14 protein-coding genes and 1 pseudogene are annotated in these 19250 nt (G+C 72.7%); 9 read left to right on the forward strand and 6 right to left on the reverse strand.

The window, feature by feature from the left end; all coding sequences use genetic code 11:
• The first annotated feature begins 66 nt into the window (after positions 1–66).
• From EDD39_RS23535 to EDD39_RS23555, 5 genes are all read left to right on the forward strand, one after another.
• Positions 67–1032, forward strand: coding sequence for a fumarylacetoacetate hydrolase family protein (locus EDD39_RS23535; protein WP_123559046.1), 966 nt, complete (start codon positions 67–69; stop codon positions 1030–1032).
• Complete coding sequence (locus EDD39_RS23540; RefSeq protein WP_123559049.1) at positions 1029–1790, forward strand: SDR family NAD(P)-dependent oxidoreductase; 762 nt, start codon at positions 1029–1031, stop codon at positions 1788–1790. The genes EDD39_RS23535 and EDD39_RS23540 overlap by 4 nt, the downstream gene beginning before the upstream one ends.
• Positions 1791–1813: 23 nt before the next feature.
• A complete protein-coding gene (locus tag EDD39_RS23545) occupies positions 1814–2569 on the forward strand; it encodes a CoA transferase subunit A (RefSeq protein WP_123559051.1) in 756 nt (251 codons plus the stop codon).
• Positions 2569–3204, forward strand: coding sequence for a CoA transferase subunit B (locus EDD39_RS23550; RefSeq protein ID WP_123559053.1), 636 nt, complete (start codon positions 2569–2571; stop codon positions 3202–3204). Before EDD39_RS23545 ends, EDD39_RS23550 begins: the two co-directional genes overlap by 1 nt.
• A 93-nt stretch (positions 3205–3297) precedes the next feature.
• On the forward strand, positions 3298–4407 hold the full coding sequence (locus EDD39_RS23555) for an alpha/beta fold hydrolase (protein ID WP_123559056.1): 1110 nt from the start codon (positions 3298–3300) through the stop codon (positions 4405–4407).
• 326 nt (positions 4408–4733) lie between these two features.
• Here EDD39_RS23555 and EDD39_RS23560 read toward each other — a convergent pair whose 3' ends face one another.
• The 4 genes from EDD39_RS23560 to EDD39_RS23575 all read right to left on the reverse strand — a co-directional run bounded on the left by EDD39_RS23560 (position 4734) and on the right by EDD39_RS23575 (position 10446).
• Entirely contained in the window at positions 4734–7193 is a 2460-nt protein-coding gene (locus tag EDD39_RS23560) for an alpha-L-rhamnosidase (RefSeq protein WP_341869316.1), read from the reverse strand.
• A 50-nt stretch (positions 7194–7243) separates the two neighbouring features.
• Positions 7244–8134, reverse strand: coding sequence for a carbohydrate ABC transporter permease (locus EDD39_RS23565; protein ID WP_123559058.1), 891 nt, complete (start codon positions 8132–8134; stop codon positions 7244–7246).
• A gap of 6 nt (positions 8135–8140) precedes the next feature.
• Positions 8141–9025: a carbohydrate ABC transporter permease gene (locus tag EDD39_RS23570; protein WP_123559060.1), complete on the reverse strand. Its 885-nt coding sequence runs from the start codon at positions 9023–9025 to the stop codon at positions 8141–8143.
• A 107-nt stretch (positions 9026–9132) separates the two neighbouring features.
• Positions 9133–10446 (reverse strand): ABC transporter substrate-binding protein, encoded by a 1314-nt coding sequence (locus EDD39_RS23575; RefSeq protein ID WP_244256958.1) that lies wholly within the window; start codon positions 10444–10446, stop codon positions 9133–9135.
• 284 nt (positions 10447–10730) lie between these two features.
• On the opposite strand from EDD39_RS23575, the gene EDD39_RS23580 reads away from it, so the two are divergent.
• Positions 10731–11765, forward strand: a complete 1035-nt coding sequence (locus EDD39_RS23580; protein WP_123559064.1) for a LacI family DNA-binding transcriptional regulator — start codon at positions 10731–10733, stop codon at positions 11763–11765.
• A gap of 47 nt (positions 11766–11812) precedes the next feature.
• On the opposite strand, the gene EDD39_RS23585 is transcribed toward EDD39_RS23580, so the two are convergent.
• On the reverse strand, positions 11813–12826 hold the full coding sequence (locus EDD39_RS23585; protein WP_123559066.1) for a LacI family DNA-binding transcriptional regulator: 1014 nt from the start codon (positions 12824–12826) through the stop codon (positions 11813–11815).
• A 158-nt stretch (positions 12827–12984) separates the two neighbouring features.
• Here EDD39_RS23585 and rhaI point away from each other — a divergent pair, with 158 nt between their 5' ends.
• The 3 genes and pseudogenes from rhaI (at position 12985) to EDD39_RS23600 (ending at position 17954) form a co-directional block, all read left to right on the forward strand.
• Positions 12985–14151: an L-rhamnose isomerase gene (gene rhaI, locus EDD39_RS23590; RefSeq protein WP_123559068.1), complete on the forward strand. Its 1167-nt coding sequence runs from the start codon at positions 12985–12987 to the stop codon at positions 14149–14151.
• Positions 14152–14258: 107 nt separating this feature from the next.
• A complete protein-coding gene (locus tag EDD39_RS23595) occupies positions 14259–16298 on the forward strand; it encodes a bifunctional aldolase/short-chain dehydrogenase (RefSeq protein ID WP_123559070.1) in 2040 nt (679 codons plus the stop codon).
• Positions 16299–16479: 181 nt separating this feature from the next.
• A pseudogene (locus EDD39_RS23600) lies at positions 16480–17954 on the forward strand (rhamnulokinase).
• Here EDD39_RS23600 and EDD39_RS23605 read toward each other — a convergent pair.
• The gene (locus tag EDD39_RS23605) at positions 17891–19201 is read right to left on the reverse strand and encodes an MFS transporter (protein ID WP_123559072.1); all 1311 of its coding nucleotides are present in this window, start codon (positions 19199–19201) and stop codon (positions 17891–17893) included. The pseudogene EDD39_RS23600 and the gene EDD39_RS23605 sit on opposite strands and share 64 nt — an antisense overlap.
• Between the last annotated feature and the right edge of the window lie 49 nt (positions 19202–19250).

Genomic DNA, 19250 nt, shown 5'->3' on the forward strand with positions numbered 1-19250 from the left:
CGCGGCGCGGCACTCATCCAGCCCTGACACCGCGCCGCGTCCCCGGTTCCAGCCCGAGGAACCTCCATGCGCTTCGCCACCTACGAGCACGAGGGCCGCCGCCACTGCGGCGCGCTCGCCGCCGACGACCGGCTGCACCCGCTGTCCGACGGCACCGACCTGCTCGACCTGATCCGCTCCGGCGCCGAGGCCCTGCACGCCGCCGGTCGCACCGCCCTGGCCGGTCCGCCCGGCCCGGCCATCGGTGAGGTGCGGCTGCTGCCGCCGATCCAGCCGCCCACCGTCCGCGACTTCGTCGCCTTCGAGGAGCACGTCGAAGGCGTTCGCAAGAGCGTCAGCGGCGTCGCGGGCGTCCCCGAACAGTGGTACGCCGCACCGACGTTCTACTTCGGCAACCCCTACGCGGTGATCGGCGCCCACGACGACGTGCCGGTGCCGCCCGGCTCGCAGGCCCTCGACTTCGAACTGGAGGTCGCCGCCGTCATCGGCCGCGAAGGCAGCGACCTGACGCCGAAACAGGCCCGCGACCACATCATCGGCTACACGATCTTCAACGACTGGTCGGCCCGCGACCTGCAGTCCGCCGAGATGCAGGTCGGCCTCGGCCCCTGCAAGGGCAAGGACACCGCCACCACGCTCGGCCCCTGGCTGGTCACCGCCGACGAACTCGAACCGCACCGCGACGAGGACGGCTTCCTGCGCCTGGCCCTGACCGCCAGCGTCAACGGCATGGTGGTGGGTACCGACCTGCTCTCCAACATGGGCTGGACCTTCGAGGACCTGGTCGCCTACGCCTCGCGCGGCACCACCGTCCGCCCCGGCGACGTGCTCGGCTCCGGCACCATGGGCAACGGCGGCTGCCTGGCCGAACTCTGGGGCCTGAACGGCGCCCAGCAGCCCGCGCCGCTGAAGGTCGGCGACACCGTCACCCTCACCGTCGAAGGCATCGGCACCGTCGCCAACACCGTGGTCCCCGGCGCCGCACCGCAGCCGATCCCCGCCGCCCGCCCGCGCCCCAGGCACCGGCCGTGACCGGGGCCGCGACCGCAGCCGCGACCGGAGGCGGACGGCTGGCCGGTCGGGTGGTCGTGGTCACCGGTGCCGCGCAGGGCCAGGGTGCGGCCGAAGCCCGGGCACTGGCCGCCGAGGGCGCCGTCGTGGTCGCCACCGACGCGCGCCCCGCCCCTGGTTGCCGCCCGCTGGACGTCGCCGACCCGGGCGCCTGGGCCGCGCTCGCCGCCGACCTGCGCGCCGAGCACGGCGCGGTGCACGGCCTGGTCAACAACGCGGGCGTCACCTGGCGGGCCCGGCTCGACGAGGTCACCGCCGAGGACTTCGCCCGCGTCCACGCCGTCAACGCCACCGGCCCGCTGCTGGGCATGCAGCACCTCGCCCCGCTGATGCCGCCCGGCGCCTCGATCGTCAACGTCGGCTCCGCGGCCGCCCTCACCGCCCACTACCCGGTCGCGTACACCGCCAGCAAGTGGGCGCTGCGCGGCCTCGCCAAGGCCGCCTGCCTCGAACTCGGCCCGCGCGGCATCCGGGTCAACACGATCCACCCCGGCTTCATCGAGACCGAGATGACCGCCACCGCCCCGGCCGCGTTCCGCGAGGCCAACCTGCGCGAGACCCCGCTCGGCCGCACCGGCACCGTCGACGAGGTCACGCCGCTGGTGGTGTTCCTGCTCTCCGACGAGGCGTCCTTCATCACCGGCGCCGAGATCCCCGTCGACGGCGGCTACACCGCGCACGGCGGCGCCAAGTCGATCTCCGACGCACTCCGCATCTGACACATCCGGACAGGAAAGCACTCATGGACAAAGTCAGTCCCACTGCGGCCGAGGCGGTCGCCGACATCGCCGACGGGGCGTCACTGGCCGTCGGCGGCTTCGGGCTCAGCGGCATCCCCTCCACCCTGATCCGTGCCCTGCACGAGCAGGGCACGAGCGGACTGCGGGTGGTGTCGAACAACTGCGGCGTCGACGGCGCGGGCCTGGGCCTGCTGCTGTCCGCCGGACGGATCGCCCGCGTCACCGGCTCGTACGTCGGGGAGAACAAGGAGTTCGCCCGCCAGTACCTCGGCGGCGAACTGGAGGTCGAACTCGTCCCGCAGGGCACCCTCGCCGAGCGGCTGCGGGCCGGCGGCTGCGGCATCCCCGCCTTCTACACCCCCGCCGGGGTCGGCACCCAGGTCGCCGGCGGCGGCCTGCCCTGGCGCTACGCGGCGGACGGATCCGTCGCGGTGGCCTCGCCGCCCAAGGAGCAACGCGCCTTCGACGGGCGGGAGTTCGTCCTGGAGCACGGCATCACCTGCGACTTCGCCCTGGTCCGGGCCGCCCGCGGCGACCGGCACGGCAACCTGGTCTTCCACCGCGCCGCCCGCAACTTCAACCCGCTGGCCGCGATGGCCGGCCGGATCGCGATCGCCGAGGTGGAGGAGCTCGTCGAGCCGGGCGAGCTGGACCCGGACCAGGTCCACCTGCCCGGCGTGTTCGTGCAGCGCGTCGTCGCGCTCACCCCCGCCCAGGCCGCCGACAAGGCCATCGAGAAGAGGACGGTGCGTCCCTGATGCCCTGGACCCGCCCGCAGATGGCGGCCCGCGCCGCCCGCGAACTCACCCCCGGCAGCTACGTCAACCTCGGCATCGGCCTGCCCACCCTGATCCCCGACCACCTGCCGCCCGGCGTCGACGTCGTCCTGCAGTCCGAGAACGGCATCCTCGGCACCGGCCCTTACCCGGCCGAGGCGGACGTCGACCCCGACCTGATCAACGCCGGCAAGGAGACCGTCACGGTCCTCGCGGGCGCGTCGTTCTTCGACTCCGCCCTCTCCTTCGGCATGATCCGCGGCGGCCACGTCGACACCGCCGTCCTCGGCGCCATGCAGGTCTCCGCGCGCGGGGACCTCGCCAACTGGACGGTCCCCGGCGCCATGGTCAAGGGCATGGGCGGCGCGATGGACCTCGTCCACGGCGCCCGCCGTGTCATCGCCCTGACCGAGCACACCGCCAAGGACGGCACCCCCAAGATCGTCGACACCTGCACCCTGCCGCTCACCGGCCGCGCCTGCGTCCACCGCATCGTCACCGACCTCGCCGTCCTCGACGTCACCCCCGACGGCCTCGCGCTCGTCGAGACCGCACCCGGCACCACGGTCGAGCAGGTCCTCGCCGCGACCGGCGCACCCGTCCTCGTCCAGGTCTGACCGGCCACCAGCCCGGCGGTCGACCTGCACCGCCCTCATCCGCCCCGCCCGCCGTGATCCCGCGGCGGGCGAAAGGCGTCTTCAAGGAGAGCTTTGCCCGCCCTTCGGACCCTCCACTTCCGCGAGGACGGCCTGCCCGACGCTCCCGCGGTCCTGCTCGGACCGGCCTTGGGAACCTCCCTGAGGATGTGGGACCAACAGATCCCCTACCTCGCGCCGCACCACCGTGTGATCCGCTGGGACCTCCCCGGACACGGCCGATCGCCGCGCCGGATGCTGCGATCGAGTGCCACAGCGACCGACCTGGCCAAGCTCGTCCTACGTCTCGCCGACTCACTGGGCATCGACAGCTTCGCCTACGCCGGCGCCTGCCTGTCCGGCGCGGTGGGTCTCCACCTGGCGGCCCACCATCCCGGTCGGATCTCCTCGCTCGCGGTGATCGGTGCCTCGGCCGACTTCGGCTCCCCCAGATCGTGGCGTGAGCGTATGACCCAAGCCAAAGGCGAAGGGCTGCTGGTGGAGGCCAGTGACGCACCCGAGAGATGGTTCACCACTCCGTTCCGCTCGACGGACCGGGCCCGCTCCCTCGCCGCCGACCACCTCACTGTGGACCCCGCCAGCTATGCCTCCTGCTGCCACGCATTGGCAGCCCTGGACCTGCGCACCGCTCTGCCAGGCATCTCGGCACCGACTCTGGTGATCACCGGAGCCCAGGACCCGGTGACTGTGCTCTCCCACGCCGACGAGCTCGCCGACCGCATCCCCGGCGCCGTGCTGCTGACGCTGTCGAACGCCGCACACCTGCCAGGCGTGGAGCGCCCCGAGGTGGTGGGCCGGGCCCTGGCGGACTTCTTCGCGCGGGAACCCGCTGCCGCCGAGCTCGTCGAGGGCGCGAAGGCCGATCCGGCGCCGCCCACCCGGGACACGGGCCGGCGGCCGTCGCTTCGCCGTCCCCTTGCCCGGCGCGGGGATCTCCGGATCCGGTACCACGTGCGGCTGACAGCACTCGCGCTCGCCGGGCGCACGGCCGATTTGGAGGACGGGACCCGTGCCGCTATCGACGCCGGTCTCGCCCCGGGAGAGGTCGGCGCAGTCTTGGCGGAGGCGCTGGTCTACTGCCCACCAGGTGCCCGGGGCAGGGTCGAGGAGACCATGCGGAGGCTGGCTGGGGGCGGTGCGGCGGGAGCAGCGTCCGCCGGTTGAGCGGGAACCGGCTCTGACCTGTCGCGAAAGTGCTGCGCCCACACGGCCGGTGCGGTGTGGTGATCCGGCGAGGTACGGAAAAACTTGCATACGCACGACTGCCCCGGACGTTCGCCGGGTGGCGTCGTCCGGGGCAGCGGGTTTTCGGATCGGGTGGCAGTCTCAGGCGATCGTGCTCACGGTGGCCCGGCCGGGTGCGGGGATGCCGGTTGCCTGGTCAAGGTCGGCGGTGCTGACACTGTGTGTGCCGGGGCCGAGGTGGCGGGGAGGGAGGCCGGGGAGGTCGAGGACTGCCTCGCAGCCCGCCGGGACGGTGAGTTCGGCGCTCAGGCCCTCGTCGGTGAGCTGCCAGGAGATGGCGGCGGTGCCGTGGGGGTGTCGTGGCGGGCCTTCGCCCAGGTGAGGCCGCCGCCGGGGCGGGGGGCGAAGCGGATGGTGCGGTAGCCGGGTTCGGCGGGGGCGAGGCCGGCGACGGTGCGGTGGAGCCAGTCGGCGACCGCGCCGAGGGCGTAGTGGTTGAAGGAGGTCATGCCGCCTGGGTTGAGGGTGCCGTCGGGGCGCAGGCTGTCCCAGCGTTCCCAGATCGTGGTGGCGCCCTGGGTGACGGGGTAGAGCCAGGACGGGCACTCGGTCTGCAGCAGCAGCCGGTAGGCGTCCTCCAGGTGTCCGGTGTCGGTGAGGGCGTCGCAGATCAGCGGGGTGCCGACGAAGCCGGTGGCGATCTTGTGGCCGCCTTCGCGGACGAGGTGGGCCAGGCGGTCGCCGGCCCGGCGGCGGGCGGCGGGGTCGGTGAGCAGGCCGAAGCGCAGGGCGACGGCGTACGCGGTGGGGCTGTCGGAGGTGAGCAGGCCGTCCGGGGTGCCCCAGCGCTGCCGGAACGCGGAGGCGACCTGGTCGGCCAGCAGGCCGTAGCGGCGGGCGTCGGCGTGTTCGCCGATCGCCCGGGCGGTGAGTGCCAGGTGCCGGGCGGAGTGGGCGAAGTAGGCGGTGGCGATCAGGTACGGGTCGGTGCGGCCCGCGCCGGGGTCCTCGGGCGGGGCGGCGGGGTCGAGCCAGTCGCCGAGCTGGAAGCCGCTGTCCCAGAGCCTGGTGGGTCCGGCGAGGCGGTCGACCAGGTCGACCCAGCGGCGTCCGGCGGTGTAGTGGCGGCGCAGCAGTTCGGGGTCGTCGAAGCGCTGGTGCAGCAGCCAGGGGGTGAGGGTGGCGGCGTCGCCCCAGACGGCGCCGGGCTGGATCGGCGTCCAGGCGGGTTCGCCGGGGATGACCGGCACGTACCAGGGGACGGTGCCGTCGGGGAGCTGCTCGATGCCGAGGTCGGTGAGCCAGGAGTCGAGCATGCCCGCGCAGTCGTAGAGGAAGGCCGCGGTGGGGGCGAAGACCTGGAGGTCGCCGGTCCAGCCGAGGCGTTCGTCGCGGGCGGGGCAGTCGGTGGGGATGTCGACGAAGTTGCCGCGCATGCTCCACACCACGTTCTCGTGGAGGCGGTTGACCATCGGGTCGCTGCACTCGAACCAGCCGGTGCGGCGCAGGTCGGTGTGGTGGACGCGGGCGGTGACGTCGGCCGGGTCGAGGTGGCCGGGCCAGCCGGTGATCTCGGCGTAGCGGAAGCCGTGCAGGGTGAAGCGGGGCTCCCAGGTCTGCGGGCCGCCGGCCAGGATGAGGGTGTCGACGGAGCGGGCCTCGCGCAGCGGGCGGACGGCGAGTTCGCCGCCGTCCAGGACCTCGGCGTGCCGCAGGACGACCTCGGTGCCGGGCGGGCCGTCGACGGTGATCCGCAGGCGGCCGACCAGGTTCTGGCCGAAGTCGAGCAGGTGGCGGCCGTCGGGTCGGCGGGTCACCGAGACGGGCGCGACCTCGGCGGTGCAGCGCACCGGGGGGCCCTGCGGGGCGGTGAGGGTGCGCGGGTCGCGGGTGTGGACGGCGACCGGGGTCCAGCCGTCGGTGGCGGCCCGGGGGGTGGACCACAGCGGGTCGTCGAGGCGGGAGTCGTGGGTCTCGCCCTCGTACAGGCCGCTGAACAGGATCGGGCCGGGGGCGGCCGTCCAGTGGGGGCCGGTGGCGACGGTGGTGCGGGTGCCGTCGGGGTGGGTGATCTCCAGTTGGGCGATCAGCGACTGGTCGGTGCCGTAGATGTTGCGGGTGCCGCCGTCGAAGCCGTACTTGCCGCGGTACCAGCCGTCGCCGAGCCAGGCGCCGAGGGCGTTGTCGCCGGGCACCAGGTGCGCGGTGACGTCGTGGGTGCGGTAGCGCAGGCGTTCGCCGTAGACCGTCCAGCCGGGGGCGAGGGCCTCGTCGCCGACGCGGCGGCCGTTGATCTCGGCCTCGTACAGGCCGTGCGCGGTGACGTACAGGCGGGCGTGTTCGACGGGCTTGTCGAGGTGGAAGCCGGTGCGGACCCGGGCGGGGCGGCGTTCGGCGTCGGGGTCCTCGGGCCAGGCGGCGCCGACCGGGACGGCGGTCCAGTCGGCGGGGGAGAGCAGTCCGGCTTCGACGGCGGCGGGCGCGCTCCAGGCGGAGGGGCCCTCGCCGTCGGCCCAGACGCGGACGCGGACGGTGGCGCGTTCGCGGGAGGCGAGCGGCGCGGCGGGCCAGGGCACCAGGCGGTGGCCGGCGCCGGACAGCGGGCCGGTGGTGGTGCGGCGGCCGTCGCGTTCGACCTCGACCTCGTAGGCGTCCTGGGCGCGGGTGCCGGCGGGCAGGGTCCAGGACAGGCGGGGCGTGGCGACGCCGGTTCCGAGGCCGTCCGGCAGGTGTTCGAACGTCACCGGGGCGGGCGGGAGGAGCATCAGGGACCTTCCGGGGTGTGGGTGGTGCGGGGCGGCGGGGTGAGGGGGCGTCAGCCCTTGACCGCGCCTCCGGTGAGGCCCTTCATGACCTTCTGGTTGAGGAAGAGGTAGATCGCCAGCGTGCCGAAGACGTTGAGGCAGATCGCGGCGAACAGCGGGCCGTACTGGGTGGCGCCGAAGTCGCCGGTGAAGTTCAGCAGGCCGACCTGGACGGTGCGCAGGTCCTGGCTGTTGGTGAAGGTCAGGGCGACCAGCAGGTCGTTCCAGATGAAGAAGAACTGCACCAGGCCGACGGTGAGGATGGCGTTGCGCACCATGGGCAGGCTGATCGTCCAGAACATGCGCAGGATGCCGGCGCCGTCGATGGTGGCCGCCTCGAAGAGCTCGCGGGGCATGCTCTTGTAGTAGGTGGCCATCATGAAGACGGTCAGCGGCAGGCCGGTGCCGGTGTAGGTGAGGATCAGCGGCCACAGCGTGCCGGACAGGCCGGTGCGGAAGTAGACGGTGAACAGCGGCAGCAGGATCATCTGCGAGGGCACCATGACGCCGGCCAGGAAGACCAGCAGGGTCAGGCTCCGGCCCTTCCACACCATGATCTGCAGCGCGAAGCCCGCGGCCGCGCCCATCAGCAGGACCAGCGCCAGCGAGGGGACGACGGCCAGCAGGCTGTTGCGCAGGTACAGGCCGATGTGGCCGGTGGTCCACGCCTCGGTGTAGTTGCCCCACTCCCAGTGGGTGGGCAGGCTCCAGGTGGAGTGGTTGAGGTAGTCGTTGTTGGACTTCACCGAGGTGAGGAACATCCACAGCAGCGGGTAGACCTCGACGACCACGAGCAGGCCGATCAGGATCCTGGCCCACAGGCCGCGCAGCGGGCGGCGGCGCGGGGCGGCCTTGCGGACGGCGTGGGCGGGTGCGGTGCGCAGCGGCGTGTCGACGGACATGGCGGCTCAGCCCTTCGTGAGATCGCGCCGCGAGACGCGGAAGACGACCAGCGTCACCAGCAGGCACAGCACCGTCAGCAGGACCGCGATGGTGCTGCCGTAGCCGTACTCGCCGTAGGTGAAGGACGTCTGGAACATGGAGAGGGTCAGGGGGGTGGTGCCGTTCCCGGGGCCGCCGTTGGTGAGCGCGACGATCGAGTCGAACACCTTGAGGGTGCCGTTGATGCTGAAGATCGCCGAGGACATCAGGACCGGGAAGGACAGCGGCAGCACGATGTGGCGGATCAGCCGCAGGCCGGAGGCGCCGTCGAGGCGGGCCGATTCGAGGACCTCGTCGGGGATGTCCACCAGGCCGGCGAACAGCAGCACCGCGTAGAAGCCCATCGAGCGCCAGACGTCCATCAGGATCAGGACCCAGAACGAGCTTCCGGCGCTGCCGAACCAGTCGACGGAGTGCAGGCCGACCAGCTCCAGCAGGGAGTTGACCGGGCCGGTCTGCGGGGCGACCTGGAAGAGCTTCTGGAACAGCAGGCCGACGGCGACGGTCGGCAGCACCACGGGGAAGAACACCAGGGTGCGCACCAGCGCGGAGGCCTTCTTCAGGTAGAAGGTGTACAGCAGGGCCAGCGCGTACCCGGCCGCGACCTGGCCGACGGTGACGACGGCCGCGTACTTGACGGTGAACCAGAGGGCGTCGTGGACGGCCGGGTCGTCGGCGAGGCGCTGGAAGTTGGCGAGTCCGGCCCAGCTGAACCCCGTGATGCTGTTGCCCTTGGTGAAGGAGTACCCCAGCGACCAGCCGATGGGGACGAGCATGACGAGGGTGTACACCAGCAGGGCGGGGCCCAACAGGATCGCGACGGCCCTGCGGTCACCGAGTACGCGGTGCATTGGACGTGTCCTTCGTTGTCGTGGAGGGAGCGGTTGCGGCACGCGGCCGGGCGGGTGGCGGGGGCGGGGCGTGCGCACGCCCCGCCCCCGCCACCGGATCGGGTGCCTTACTGGGCCAGGGCGTCCTGGACCAGCTGCATGAACTTCTCCGGGCTGATCGCGCCGGTCGCCAGGGGAGCGGCGTTCTGCTGGCTGACGGTGGTGGCCTTGGTGCTGAACAGCGCCTCGAACCACAGCACGCTCTCCTTGGAGGCGCCGATGGTGTCGCGGATCTGGCCGGTGACGGCGTTCGCGTTGTCGACCGGGGTGTTCACCTTGAAGCCGGAGATGGTGCCCTGGTCCTTGAGCGCGACGCTGCCGTAGTTCTGCGCGATGCACTTCACCCAGTCGCCGGTCTTCGCGTCGAAGCTCTTGGCGTTCACCGCGACCGGCAGGCCCACGTTGGAGGGGTACTGGTCGATGGAGCCCTTGCCGCCGGCGACCGCCGGGAACGGCATGAAGCCGACGTTCTCCGCACCCAGGGTGTCCTGCTTGGCGTCGGCGATGTTGGCCAGCGCCCAGCTGCCCATGTAGAACATCGCGGCCTTGCCGCCCAGGAACTGGTTCATCGCGGTGTCGTAGTCGATGGAGCCGACGCCCTGCCCGAAGTAGCCCTTCTTGCCGAGCTCGGCGACCTGCTGGGCGGCCTTGACGTACTCGGGGTCGGTCAGCTTCGCGGTGCCGTTGGCGATCGCGCTCATCGCGCCCGGGCCCAGGCTGCGGTACAGGTAGCCGCTGACCATGCGGGTGAGCGGCCAGCCCTGCTGGCCGGAGGCGGCGAAGGGCTGCACGCCCGCGCCCTGCAGCTTGGCGGCCGCGGCGACCAGCTCGTCCCAGGTCTTGGGGACGGAGATGCCGTTGGCCTCGAAGACCTTCTTGTTGTAGAAGATGCCCTCGATGTTGTACTCGTACGGCAGCACGGCGAGCTTGTTCTGGTACAGCGCCTTGATGGTGGACACCGCGGCGGGCTGCAGCTGGTCGAAGACGCCGAGCTTGGTGAGCTCGTCCTCCAGGTTTGCGACGTTGCCCGCGCCGAAGAGCTGGGTGGTCAGCGCCGGGGCGTTGCCGGCCGCGAACTGGACCGGCAGGGCGTTCTGACCCGCCAACAGCTGCAGCTTCTGGTCGAGGCCGGACTGCGGGACGGTGTCGACCTTCAGCGGCAGCGCCTTGTTCTGGTCGGTGCAGGAGGTCGTCGACAGCGTGGTCAGCGTCTTCTTGATGGTGGTGTTCTCGGTGACCGACAGGTAGTCGAAGTTCTTCGGGGAGGCGCTCGCGCCCGTCCCGCTGCTGCCGCACGCCGTGGCGAGCAGCACCACGGCGGCTGCGGCAGCGGTGAAGCCGACGAGGCGGGTTCTGCCGGTGCGGGTGGGGTTGATGGTCACGGCTGTGCTCCCTGGCGTCATTGAGCGGAGGCAGAGGTGGGGGATCGCTGAACCGGAGAACGCGGGGCTCTCCCGGAAGACGGGGCCCGACTTTGTAGAACGTTCTCCACGATGGGGTCAACAGTGCCCCCGAGGGCAAGCTATCGTCAAGACACGAGGGCGTAACGAGGCGGTCACCTGGGCGATGCGGCTGGTCCCGGCCGGGAAAGATCGTGTAGAACGTTGCGCAACAGTGACTTTCGAGGCCGTGGCTTTCGCGACCGTGACTTTTCGGAAAGTGGGCCATGGAGCCGACGAAACGCCCCAAGCGCGTCACCATCACCGACGTCGCCGCCCGCGCCGGCGTCTCGACCGCGGCCGTCTCCAAGGTGCTCCGCAACGCCTACGGCGTCAGCCCCGCCATGCAGGAGCGCGTGCGCGCCGCGATGGCCGAGCTGGACTACCGGCCGCATGCTGCCGCGCGCGGGATGCGCGGGCGGACCTACACGATAGGGGTGCTGCTCGACAGCCTCCGCAACACCTTCTTCGCCGACATCCTCGACGGCGTCCAGCAGCAACTGCACGGCAGCGACTACACGGTGCTGATCGGCGCGGCGGGCTTCGGCGCGAGCGAACAGGCGCGCACCGTCCAGTCGATGGTCGACCGCCAGATGGACGGCCTGATCCTCATCGCCCCCGGCACCAGCCGCGCCGAGGTCCTCGCCACCGCCGAGGCCGTGCCCACCGTCGTGATCGGCCACCACGACACCGCCGCCGTCCACGACTCGGTCGTCGACGCCGACGACCAGGGCGCGGCGCTGGTCGTCGACCACCTCGCCGCCCTCGGCCACCGCCGGATCGCCCTGCTCGCCGCCCCCGGCCTCAAGGGCAGCCAGTGGAAGCTCACCCCCGAAGCGGTGCTCGCCAAGGGCTACACCGCCGCCATGAAACGCCACGGCCTCGCCCCGCAGGCCCTCGCCGCCGCCTACTCCGAGGAGGGCGGCTACGAGGCGGGCAAGCGGCTGCTGAGTACAGCCGACCGGCCCACCGCCATCATGGCCGGTGCGGACGTCGCCGCCCTCGGCGTCTACCGCGCCGCCGCCGAACTGGGCCTGGGCATCCCCGGCGACCTCTCGCTGGTCGGCTACAACAACACCGCGGTCGCCGCCCTCGCCCCGGTCCAGCTCACCAGCGTCGACCAGGCCGGCACCACCATGGGCGCCACCGCCGCCCGGATGCTCATCGAACGGGTCGAGGGCCGCCGCACCCAGGCGATGCAGACCGCCATGACCCCCCGCCTCGTCGTGCGCTCCAGCACCGCCGCACCGCACGCCGACTGAGCGGCGTCCGCCGAAGCCCGCCGTTGAATGGATTCAACGGCGGGCTCTCACGCTGTCCGCGGGGCCAGCAGCGTGGAGCCGCGCACCACCAGCTCCGGCTCGAAGACCACCTGCCGGTGCCGGTGCGCACCGCCGCCGGTCTCCTGCGCGAGCAGCTCCACCGCCGTGCGCCCCATCGCCTCGGCGGGCTGGCGCACCGAGGTCAGCGGCACCGCCGCCGCGGCGGCGAACTCGATGTCGTCGTAGCCGACGATCGCCAGGTCCTCGGGCACCCGCAGGCCCGCCGCGAACGCGGCCTGCAGCAAACCAAGCGCCAGCAGGTCGTTCGCGCAGAAGACGGCCGTCGGCCGCGGCAGCATCCCCAGCAGCCGGGCGCCCGCGTCCCGCCCGGCCGCCACGTCCAGGCCCGCCACCTCCAGATCCACCAGTTCCGCGCCGCTACCCTCCAGTGCCGCCAGCGCGCCCGAGCGGCGGTCGGCGACCTGCTGCAGGCGGTGGCGCCCGCCCGCGAACGCGATCCGCCGGTGCCCGCCCGCCAGCAGGTGCGCAGCCGCCAGCGAGCCGCCCTTGACGTCGTCCACCGACACCGAGCAGGCGTCGATCCCCGGCGCGAGGCGGTCGACCAGGACGAACGGCACGTCGTGGCGCCGCAGCGCCGCCGCCCCCGAGCCCTCCGTGTCGGCCGGGGTCAGCAGCACCCCGCGCACCCGCTGCTCGGCGAACAGCGCCAGGTAGTCCGCCTCGTCGGCCGGCCGCTGCGCGCTGTTGCAGACCATCACGCCCAGGCCCTCCGCCCGGGCGGCCCGCTCCGCGCCCCGGGCGACCGAGACGAAGAACGGGTTGCCCAGGTCGAGGACCAGCAGGCCGATGATCCGGCTGCTCCCGGAGCGCAACTGCCGTGCCGACTCGCTGCGCACGTAGCCGAGTTGCTCGATCGCGGCCTGGACCCGGGCCCGGGTCTCCTCACCGACCACCTCCGGCCGGTTGATCACGTTGGAGACCGTGCCCACCGACACCCCGGCCGCCCGGGCCACGTCCTTGATCCCTGCCGCGCTGCCCATGCCCGTGTCCGTCTCCGTTTCGCATTGAAAAGTTTCATCGATGTGATCGCTGGACGGTTGCCAGATTACGGCAGCGGCTTGACGGTTTCGCGCTGCTCGACCTACGGTCTGCTTGAAACGATTCAAGTTGAGTGATCGACGTGGTGAGAGGTGCTCCGGTGACCGACCGATCTGCCGTGAAGGACGCCCTGCGGGCCCAGCGCATCGAGACGCCCTCCTGGGGCTACGGGAACTCGGGCACCCGCTTCAAGGTCTTCGCCCAGCCCGGCGTGCCGCGCGACCCGTTCGAGAAGCTCGCCGACGCCGCCCAGGTGCACGCCGCCACCGGCGCCGCCCCGAAGGTCTCGCTGCACATCCCCTGGGACAAGGTGGAGGACTACGCCGCGCTGTCCGCTCACGCCCGCGGCCTCGGCTTGGAGATCGGCGCGATCAACGCCAACGTCTTCCAGGACGACGACTACAAGTTGGGCTCGGTCACCAACCCGGATCCGCGGGTGCGCCGCAAGGCGGTCGACCACCTGCTGGAGTGCGTCGACATCATGGACGCCACCGGCTCGACGGACCTGAAGCTGTGGTTCTCCGACGGCACGAACTACCCCGGCCAGGACGACACTTCGGCCCGCCAGGGCCGCCTGGCCGACGCGCTCGCGGAGGTGTACGAGCGGCTCGGCGAGGACCAGCGGATCCTGCTGGAGTACAAGCTGTTCGAGCCCGCCTTCTACACCATGGACGTCCCGGACTGGGGCACCGCGTACGCGCACTGCCTGCGGCTCGGCCCGAAGGCCACCGTCGTCGTCGACACCGGCCACCACGCGCCGGGCACCAACATCGAGTTCATCGTCGCGTTCCTGCTGCGCGAGGGGAAGCTCGGCGGTTTCGACTTCAACTCCCGCTTCTACGCGGACGACGACCTGATGGCCGGTGCGGCCGACCCGTTCCAGCTGTTCCGGATCATGCACGAGGTCGTCAAGAACGGCGGCCTCGCACCGGAGACCGGCGTGGCGTTCATGCTCGACCAGTGCCACAACATCGAGGCGAAGATCCCCGCGGTGATCCGCTCGGTGATGAACGTCCAGGAGGCCACCGCCAAGGCCCTGCTGGTGGACACTGGCGCCCTGACGGCCGCTCAGGACACCGGTGACGTGCTCGCCGCCAACGAGGTGCTGATGGACGCCTACAACACCGACGTCCGCCCGCTGCTGGCCGAAGTCCGCGCCGAAGCCGGACTCGACCCGAACCCGCTGGCCGCCTACCGCGCCACCGGCTGGGCCGACAAGACCGCCGCCGACCGCGTCGGCGGCCACCAGGCCGGCTGGGGCGCCTGACCCACCGGCAGCGCGGGCCGGTCCGCACCGGCGCAACCACGGACCGGCCCGCACACCCCGTGAGCGCCACCGCCCCTCCGTCCAGACGTAAGGAAACCCCTCCCGCCATGGCCCTGCACCCCGAAGTCGCCGCCCTCCTCGCCCGCTCCAACCGGCTCGGCGCGGATGCGCGCAACACCAACTACGCCGGCGGCAACACCTCCGCCAAGGGCACCGACACCGACCCCGCCACCGGCCGCGACGTCGAACTGCTCTGGGTCAAGGGCTCCGGCGGTGACCTGGGCACCCTGACCGCCTCCGGCCTGGCGGCGCTGCGCCTGGACCGGCTGCGCTCCCTCGTCGACGTCTACCCGGGGGTGGAGCGCGAGGACGAGATGGTCGCCGCGTTCGACTACTGCCTGCACGGGCGCGGCGGCGCCGCCCCGTCCATCGACACCGCCATGCACGGCCTGGTGGACGCCGCGCACGTCGACCACCTGCACCCCGACTCCGGCATCGCGCTGGCCTGCGCCGCCGACGGCGAGAAGCTCACCGCCGAGTGCTTCGGCGAGCGCGTGGTGTGGGTGCCCTGGCGCCGCCCCGGCTTCCAGCTCGGCCTGGACATCGCCGAGATCAAGCGCAACAACCCGCAGGCGATCGGCTGCATCCTCGGCGGCCACGGCATCACCGCCTGGGGCGAGAGCAGCGAGGAGTGCGAGGCCAACGCGCTGCACATCATCCGCACCGCCGAAGCCTTCCTTGCCGAGCGCGGCAAGGCGGAGCCGTTCGGCCCGCTCCTGGACGGCTACCAGGCCCTGCCGGAGGCGCAGCGGCGCGAGCGGGCCGCCGCGCTGGCGCCGTTGATCCGCGGCCTGGCCTCCACCGACCACCCGCAGGTCGGCCACTTCACCGACAGCGCTGAGGTGCTGGACTTCCTGGCCCGCGCCGAGCACCCGCGGCTGGCCGCGCTGGGCACCTCCTGCCCCGACCACTTCCTGCGCACCAAGATCGCCCCGCTGGTCCTCGACCTGCCCGCCACCGCCACCCTCGACGAGGCGGCCGCACGCCTGCGCGAGCTGCACCAGCAGTACCGCACGGACTACCGCGCCTACTACGACCGGCACGCCGGCGCCGACTCCCCGGCGATCCGCGGCGCCGACCCGGCGATCGTCCTCGTCCCCGGCGTGGGCATGTTCTCCTTCGGCAAGGACAAGCAGACCGCCCGGGTGGCCGGGGAGTTCTACCTCAACGCGATCAACGTGATGCGCGGCGCCGAGGCCGTCTCCACCTACGCCCCCATCGAGGAGGCGGAGAAGTTCCGCATCGAGTACTGGTCGCTGGAGGAGGCCAAGCTGCGGCGGATGCCCGCTCCGAAGCCGCTGGCCACCCGGGTCGCGCTGGTCACCGGCGCCGGCTCGGGCATCGGCCGGGCGATCGCCGAGCGGCTGGTCGGCGAGGGCGCCTGCGTGGTGATCGCGGACCTGAACGCCGAGAACGCGGCGGCCGTCGCCGAGGAGCTGGGCGGCCCCGACAAGGCGGTGGCCGTCACCGTCGACGTCACCAGCGAGGAGCAGATCGCCGAGGCGTTCAAGGCCGCGGCCCTCGCCTTCGGCGGCGTCGACCTGGTGGTCAACAACGCGGGCATCTCCATCTCCAAGCCGCTGCTGGAGACCACCGCCCGCGACTGGGACCTGCAGCACGACATCATGGCCCGCGGCTCCTTCCTGGTCTCCCGCGAGGCCGCCCGCATCATGATCGAGCAGGGCCTGGGCGGCGACATCGTCTACATCGCCTCCAAGAACGCCGTCTTCGCCGGCCCCAACAACATCGCCTACTCCGCGACCAAGGCCGACCAGGCCCACCAGGTCCGGCTGCTGGCCGCCGAGCTGGGCGAGCACGGCATCCGCGTCAACGGCGTCAACCCCGACGGCGTCGTGCGCGGCTCCGGGATCTTCGCGGGCGGCTGGGGCGCGCAGCGCGCCGCCACCTACGGCATCGCGGAGGACAAGCTCGGCGAGTTCTACGCCCAGCGCACCATCCTCAAGCGCGAGGTGCTGCCCGAGCACGTCGCGAACGCGGTCTTCGCCCTCACCGGCGGCGACCTCACCCACACCACCGGCCTGCACGTCCCGGTCGACGCAGGCGTCGCCGCAGCCTTCCTGCGCTGACCCCCTGAACCGCTCCGGCAGCCCCCCGCGACAACGCTCCGTCACCTGCGGGACATGAGGGTGGTGCGCGGCGACGCCGCCGCGCACCGGGCTCCGGGGCAACCGGTGCGGGCCGTGTACTCCTCTTCGCGGCCCGCACCACCTCCCCACACCACCACCGCACCACCGAGGACACACCGCCGTGAAGCCCCACGCCCCCCACGCCCCGACCGCCTTCGCCGCGGCGGACCTCGGCGCCACCAGCGGACGGGTCGTCGTCGGCCGCGTCGGCCGCGACAGCCTGGAGCTCACCGAGACCCACCGCTTCGACAACACCCCCGCCCAGCTCCCCGACGGCCTGCACTGGAACGCCCTCGGCCTGTACCAGGGCGTCCTCGACGGACTGCGCGAAGCCGCCGCCCGCTGGGAGATCGCCTCCGTCGGCATCGACAGCTGGGCCGTCGACTACGGACTCCTCGACGCCGACGGCGCCCTCATCAACAACCCCTTCCACTACCGCGACCCGCGCGGCGCCGCCGCCGTCGAAGACGTCTGGCGCCGCGTCCCCGCCCGCGACCTCTACCGCATCACCGGCCTCCAGCACCTGCCGTTCAACACGCTCTTCCAGCTCGCCGCCGAGAAGAACCTCGACCGGGCCCGCACCCTGCTGCTGATCCCCGACCTGCTCACCCACTGGCTCACCGGCACCCTCGGGACCGAGGCCACCAACGCCTCCACCACCGGCCTGTACGACGCCCGCACCGGCAACTGGTCCACCCCGATCCTCACCGCCCTCGGCCTCGACCCCGCCGTCCTGGCCCCGCTGCGCCGGCCCGGCGACCACGCCGGCACCGTCCTGCCGCACGTCGCCGCCGCCACCGGACTGCGCCCCGGCACCCCCTGGTCGCCGTCGCCTCCCACGACACCGCCTCCGCCGTCGCCGCCGTCCCCGCCACCACCGCCGACTTCGCCTACATCTCCTGCGGCACCTGGTCGCTGGTCGGACTGGAACTCGACAAGCCGGTGCTCACCGACGCCTCCCGCGCCGCGAACTTCACCAACGAGCTCGGCATCGACAACACCGTCCGCTACCTGCGCAACGTCATGGGCCTGTGGCTGCTCAGCGAGAGCCAGCGCACCTGGCGCGCCCAAGGCCGCAGCCACCAGCTGCCCGAGCTGCTCGAACGCGCCGCCGCCGCCCGCCCCTTCGCCGCGCTCGTCAACCCCGACGCCCCCGAGTTCCTCGCCCCCGGCGACCTGCCCGCCCGCCTCGCCGAGTACTGCGCCCGCACCGGCCAGCACCTGCCGGCCGACGACCCGGGCGCCGTCGTCCGCTGCATCCTGGAGAGCCTCGCCCTCGCCCACCGCCACACCCTGCGCCGGGCCGCCGAACTGACCGGCAAGCCCATCCGCACCGTCCACCTCGTCGGCGGCGGCAGCCGCAACGAACTGCTCTGCCAGTTCACCGCCGACGCCACCGGCCTGCCCGTCATCGCCGGCCCCACCGAGGCCACCGCCATCGGCAACATCCTCGTTCAGGCCCGCACCCACGGCCTGGTCGCCGACCGCCGCGCCATCCGCCGCCTGGTCGCACGCACCCAGCACCTCAAGCGCTACGAGCCCAGCGGCGACACCCGCGCCTGGGACTCCGCCGCCGCCCGCGTCGGCCTGAGCTGAACCGGCCGGAGAAGCACCGTCGTGAACTCGTCGCGCCGGACCCCGCGGAAGCCGAACCAGCCGATCGCCAGACCCGCGGCCGACACGGCGGCCAGCCCTCCGTAGAGCAGGGCCGGGTCGAATCGCAGCAGCGCCGGGGTGACCAGGGCGAACGCGGCGGCGAGGTAGCGGGCGGTGGCGATGACCGCGCCCTGGGCGGTGGCGCGCAGCAGGGTGGGGAAGGACTCCTGTGCCCAGGTCTTCATGATCCCCTCGAAGGCGAACGCGCCGCCGATCGCGTTGACCGCCATGGAGAGTGCGAGGGTGGCCAGGGAGAACCCGAACAGCGGCGGGATCAGGTAGCCGCCCGCCAGGCAGGCGGCACCGAACGCGAAGTACCCCATGCGGCGCGGTGTGCCGGCGATCCGCATGAACCACAGGCCCGCTGCCACGGTGACGGGCAGCACCAGCAGCGACAGTCGCGCGCTGACGTCGACCGGGAGGTGGGCGACGTTGGCCGCGACGTAGGCGCCGAACTGGCCGCTGGTGTTGGCGGCCAGGTTGGTCAGGGCGTAGAAGCCGAGCAGTGCGGCGAACGGGCGCAGGTACGGGCCGGTGAACAGGGCGCGGGCCGAGGCCGCAGCCGCCCGGGGCGACGCCCGTTCGCGTCGGGCGGCCAGCCAGGCCGGGGACTCCGGCAGGCGGAGCCGGGCCAGCAGTAGGACCAGCGCGACCGCGCCGACGTGCCCGTAGAGGATCTGCCCGCCGGTTCGGCCCCAGCCGCCGACGAGGGCGGCGACCGTACCGGCGGCCGCGGCGCCCACGCCCCACAGGACGTTGGAGAAGCCGATCAGCGCGGCCCGGTTCCGGTCGGTCGCGGACTCGGAGACCATCGCGAGCGCCACCGGCAGGTCGGCCCCGGAGCCCAGTCCGAGCACCAGGACGCCGAGCAGCAGGGGGGCGAAGCCGGTGGAGAGGACCGTGAGTGCGCATCCGGCGACGACCATCGCCATGGTGGCGGCGAACACGCGGCGGCGGCCGAAGCGGTCGCCCAGGCGCCCGCCCAGCAGGGCGCCGGTGGCGATGGCGGCGGTCAGCGCGCCGGAGAGGACGCCGATGTGGCCGCCGGTCAGGTGCAGCGGCTCCTGGTAGAGGACCAGGGCGATGCCGGTGGAGACGATCGCCGCGGCGTCGACGTACGAGGCCATGCCCGCGACCACGCCCGTGCGCCAGGCGTGCGGGGGCTGTGCGGGAGCGCGGTGGTTCATGGGGGCTCCTGGAGGTTCACGCCGGTCGGTCGGGCGCGTGGCGACCTGG

This window comes from Kitasatospora cineracea, assembly GCF_003751605.1.
Taxonomy (GTDB): Bacteria; Actinomycetota; Actinomycetes; order Streptomycetales; family Streptomycetaceae; genus Kitasatospora; species Kitasatospora cineracea.

Excerpts from the sequence above, each read along its gene's own strand:
- EDD39_RS23535 (WP_123559046.1), top strand. The coding sequence starts at position 67 with ATGCGCTTCGCCACCTACGAGCACGAGGGCCGCCGCCACTGCGGCGCG.
- EDD39_RS23545 (WP_123559051.1), top strand. The coding sequence starts at position 1,814 with ATGGACAAAGTCAGTCCCACTGCGGCCGAGGCGGTCGCCGACATCGCC.
- EDD39_RS23550 (WP_123559053.1), top strand. The coding sequence starts at position 2,569 with ATGCCCTGGACCCGCCCGCAGATGGCGGCCCGCGCCGCCCGCGAACTC.
- EDD39_RS23560 (WP_341869316.1), bottom strand. The coding sequence starts at position 7,193 with ATGCTCCTCCCGCCCGCCCCGGTGACGTTCGAACACCTGCCGGACGGC.
- EDD39_RS23565 (WP_123559058.1), bottom strand. The coding sequence starts at position 8,134 with ATGTCCGTCGACACGCCGCTGCGCACCGCACCCGCCCACGCCGTCCGC.
- EDD39_RS23570 (WP_123559060.1), bottom strand. The coding sequence starts at position 9,025 with ATGCACCGCGTACTCGGTGACCGCAGGGCCGTCGCGATCCTGTTGGGC.
- EDD39_RS23580 (WP_123559064.1), top strand. The coding sequence starts at position 10,731 with ATGGAGCCGACGAAACGCCCCAAGCGCGTCACCATCACCGACGTCGCC.
- EDD39_RS23585 (WP_123559066.1), bottom strand. The coding sequence starts at position 12,826 with ATGGGCAGCGCGGCAGGGATCAAGGACGTGGCCCGGGCGGCCGGGGTG.
- EDD39_RS23595 (WP_123559070.1), top strand. The coding sequence starts at position 14,259 with ATGGCCCTGCACCCCGAAGTCGCCGCCCTCCTCGCCCGCTCCAACCGG.
- EDD39_RS23605 (WP_123559072.1), bottom strand. The coding sequence starts at position 19,201 with ATGAACCACCGCGCTCCCGCACAGCCCCCGCACGCCTGGCGCACGGGC.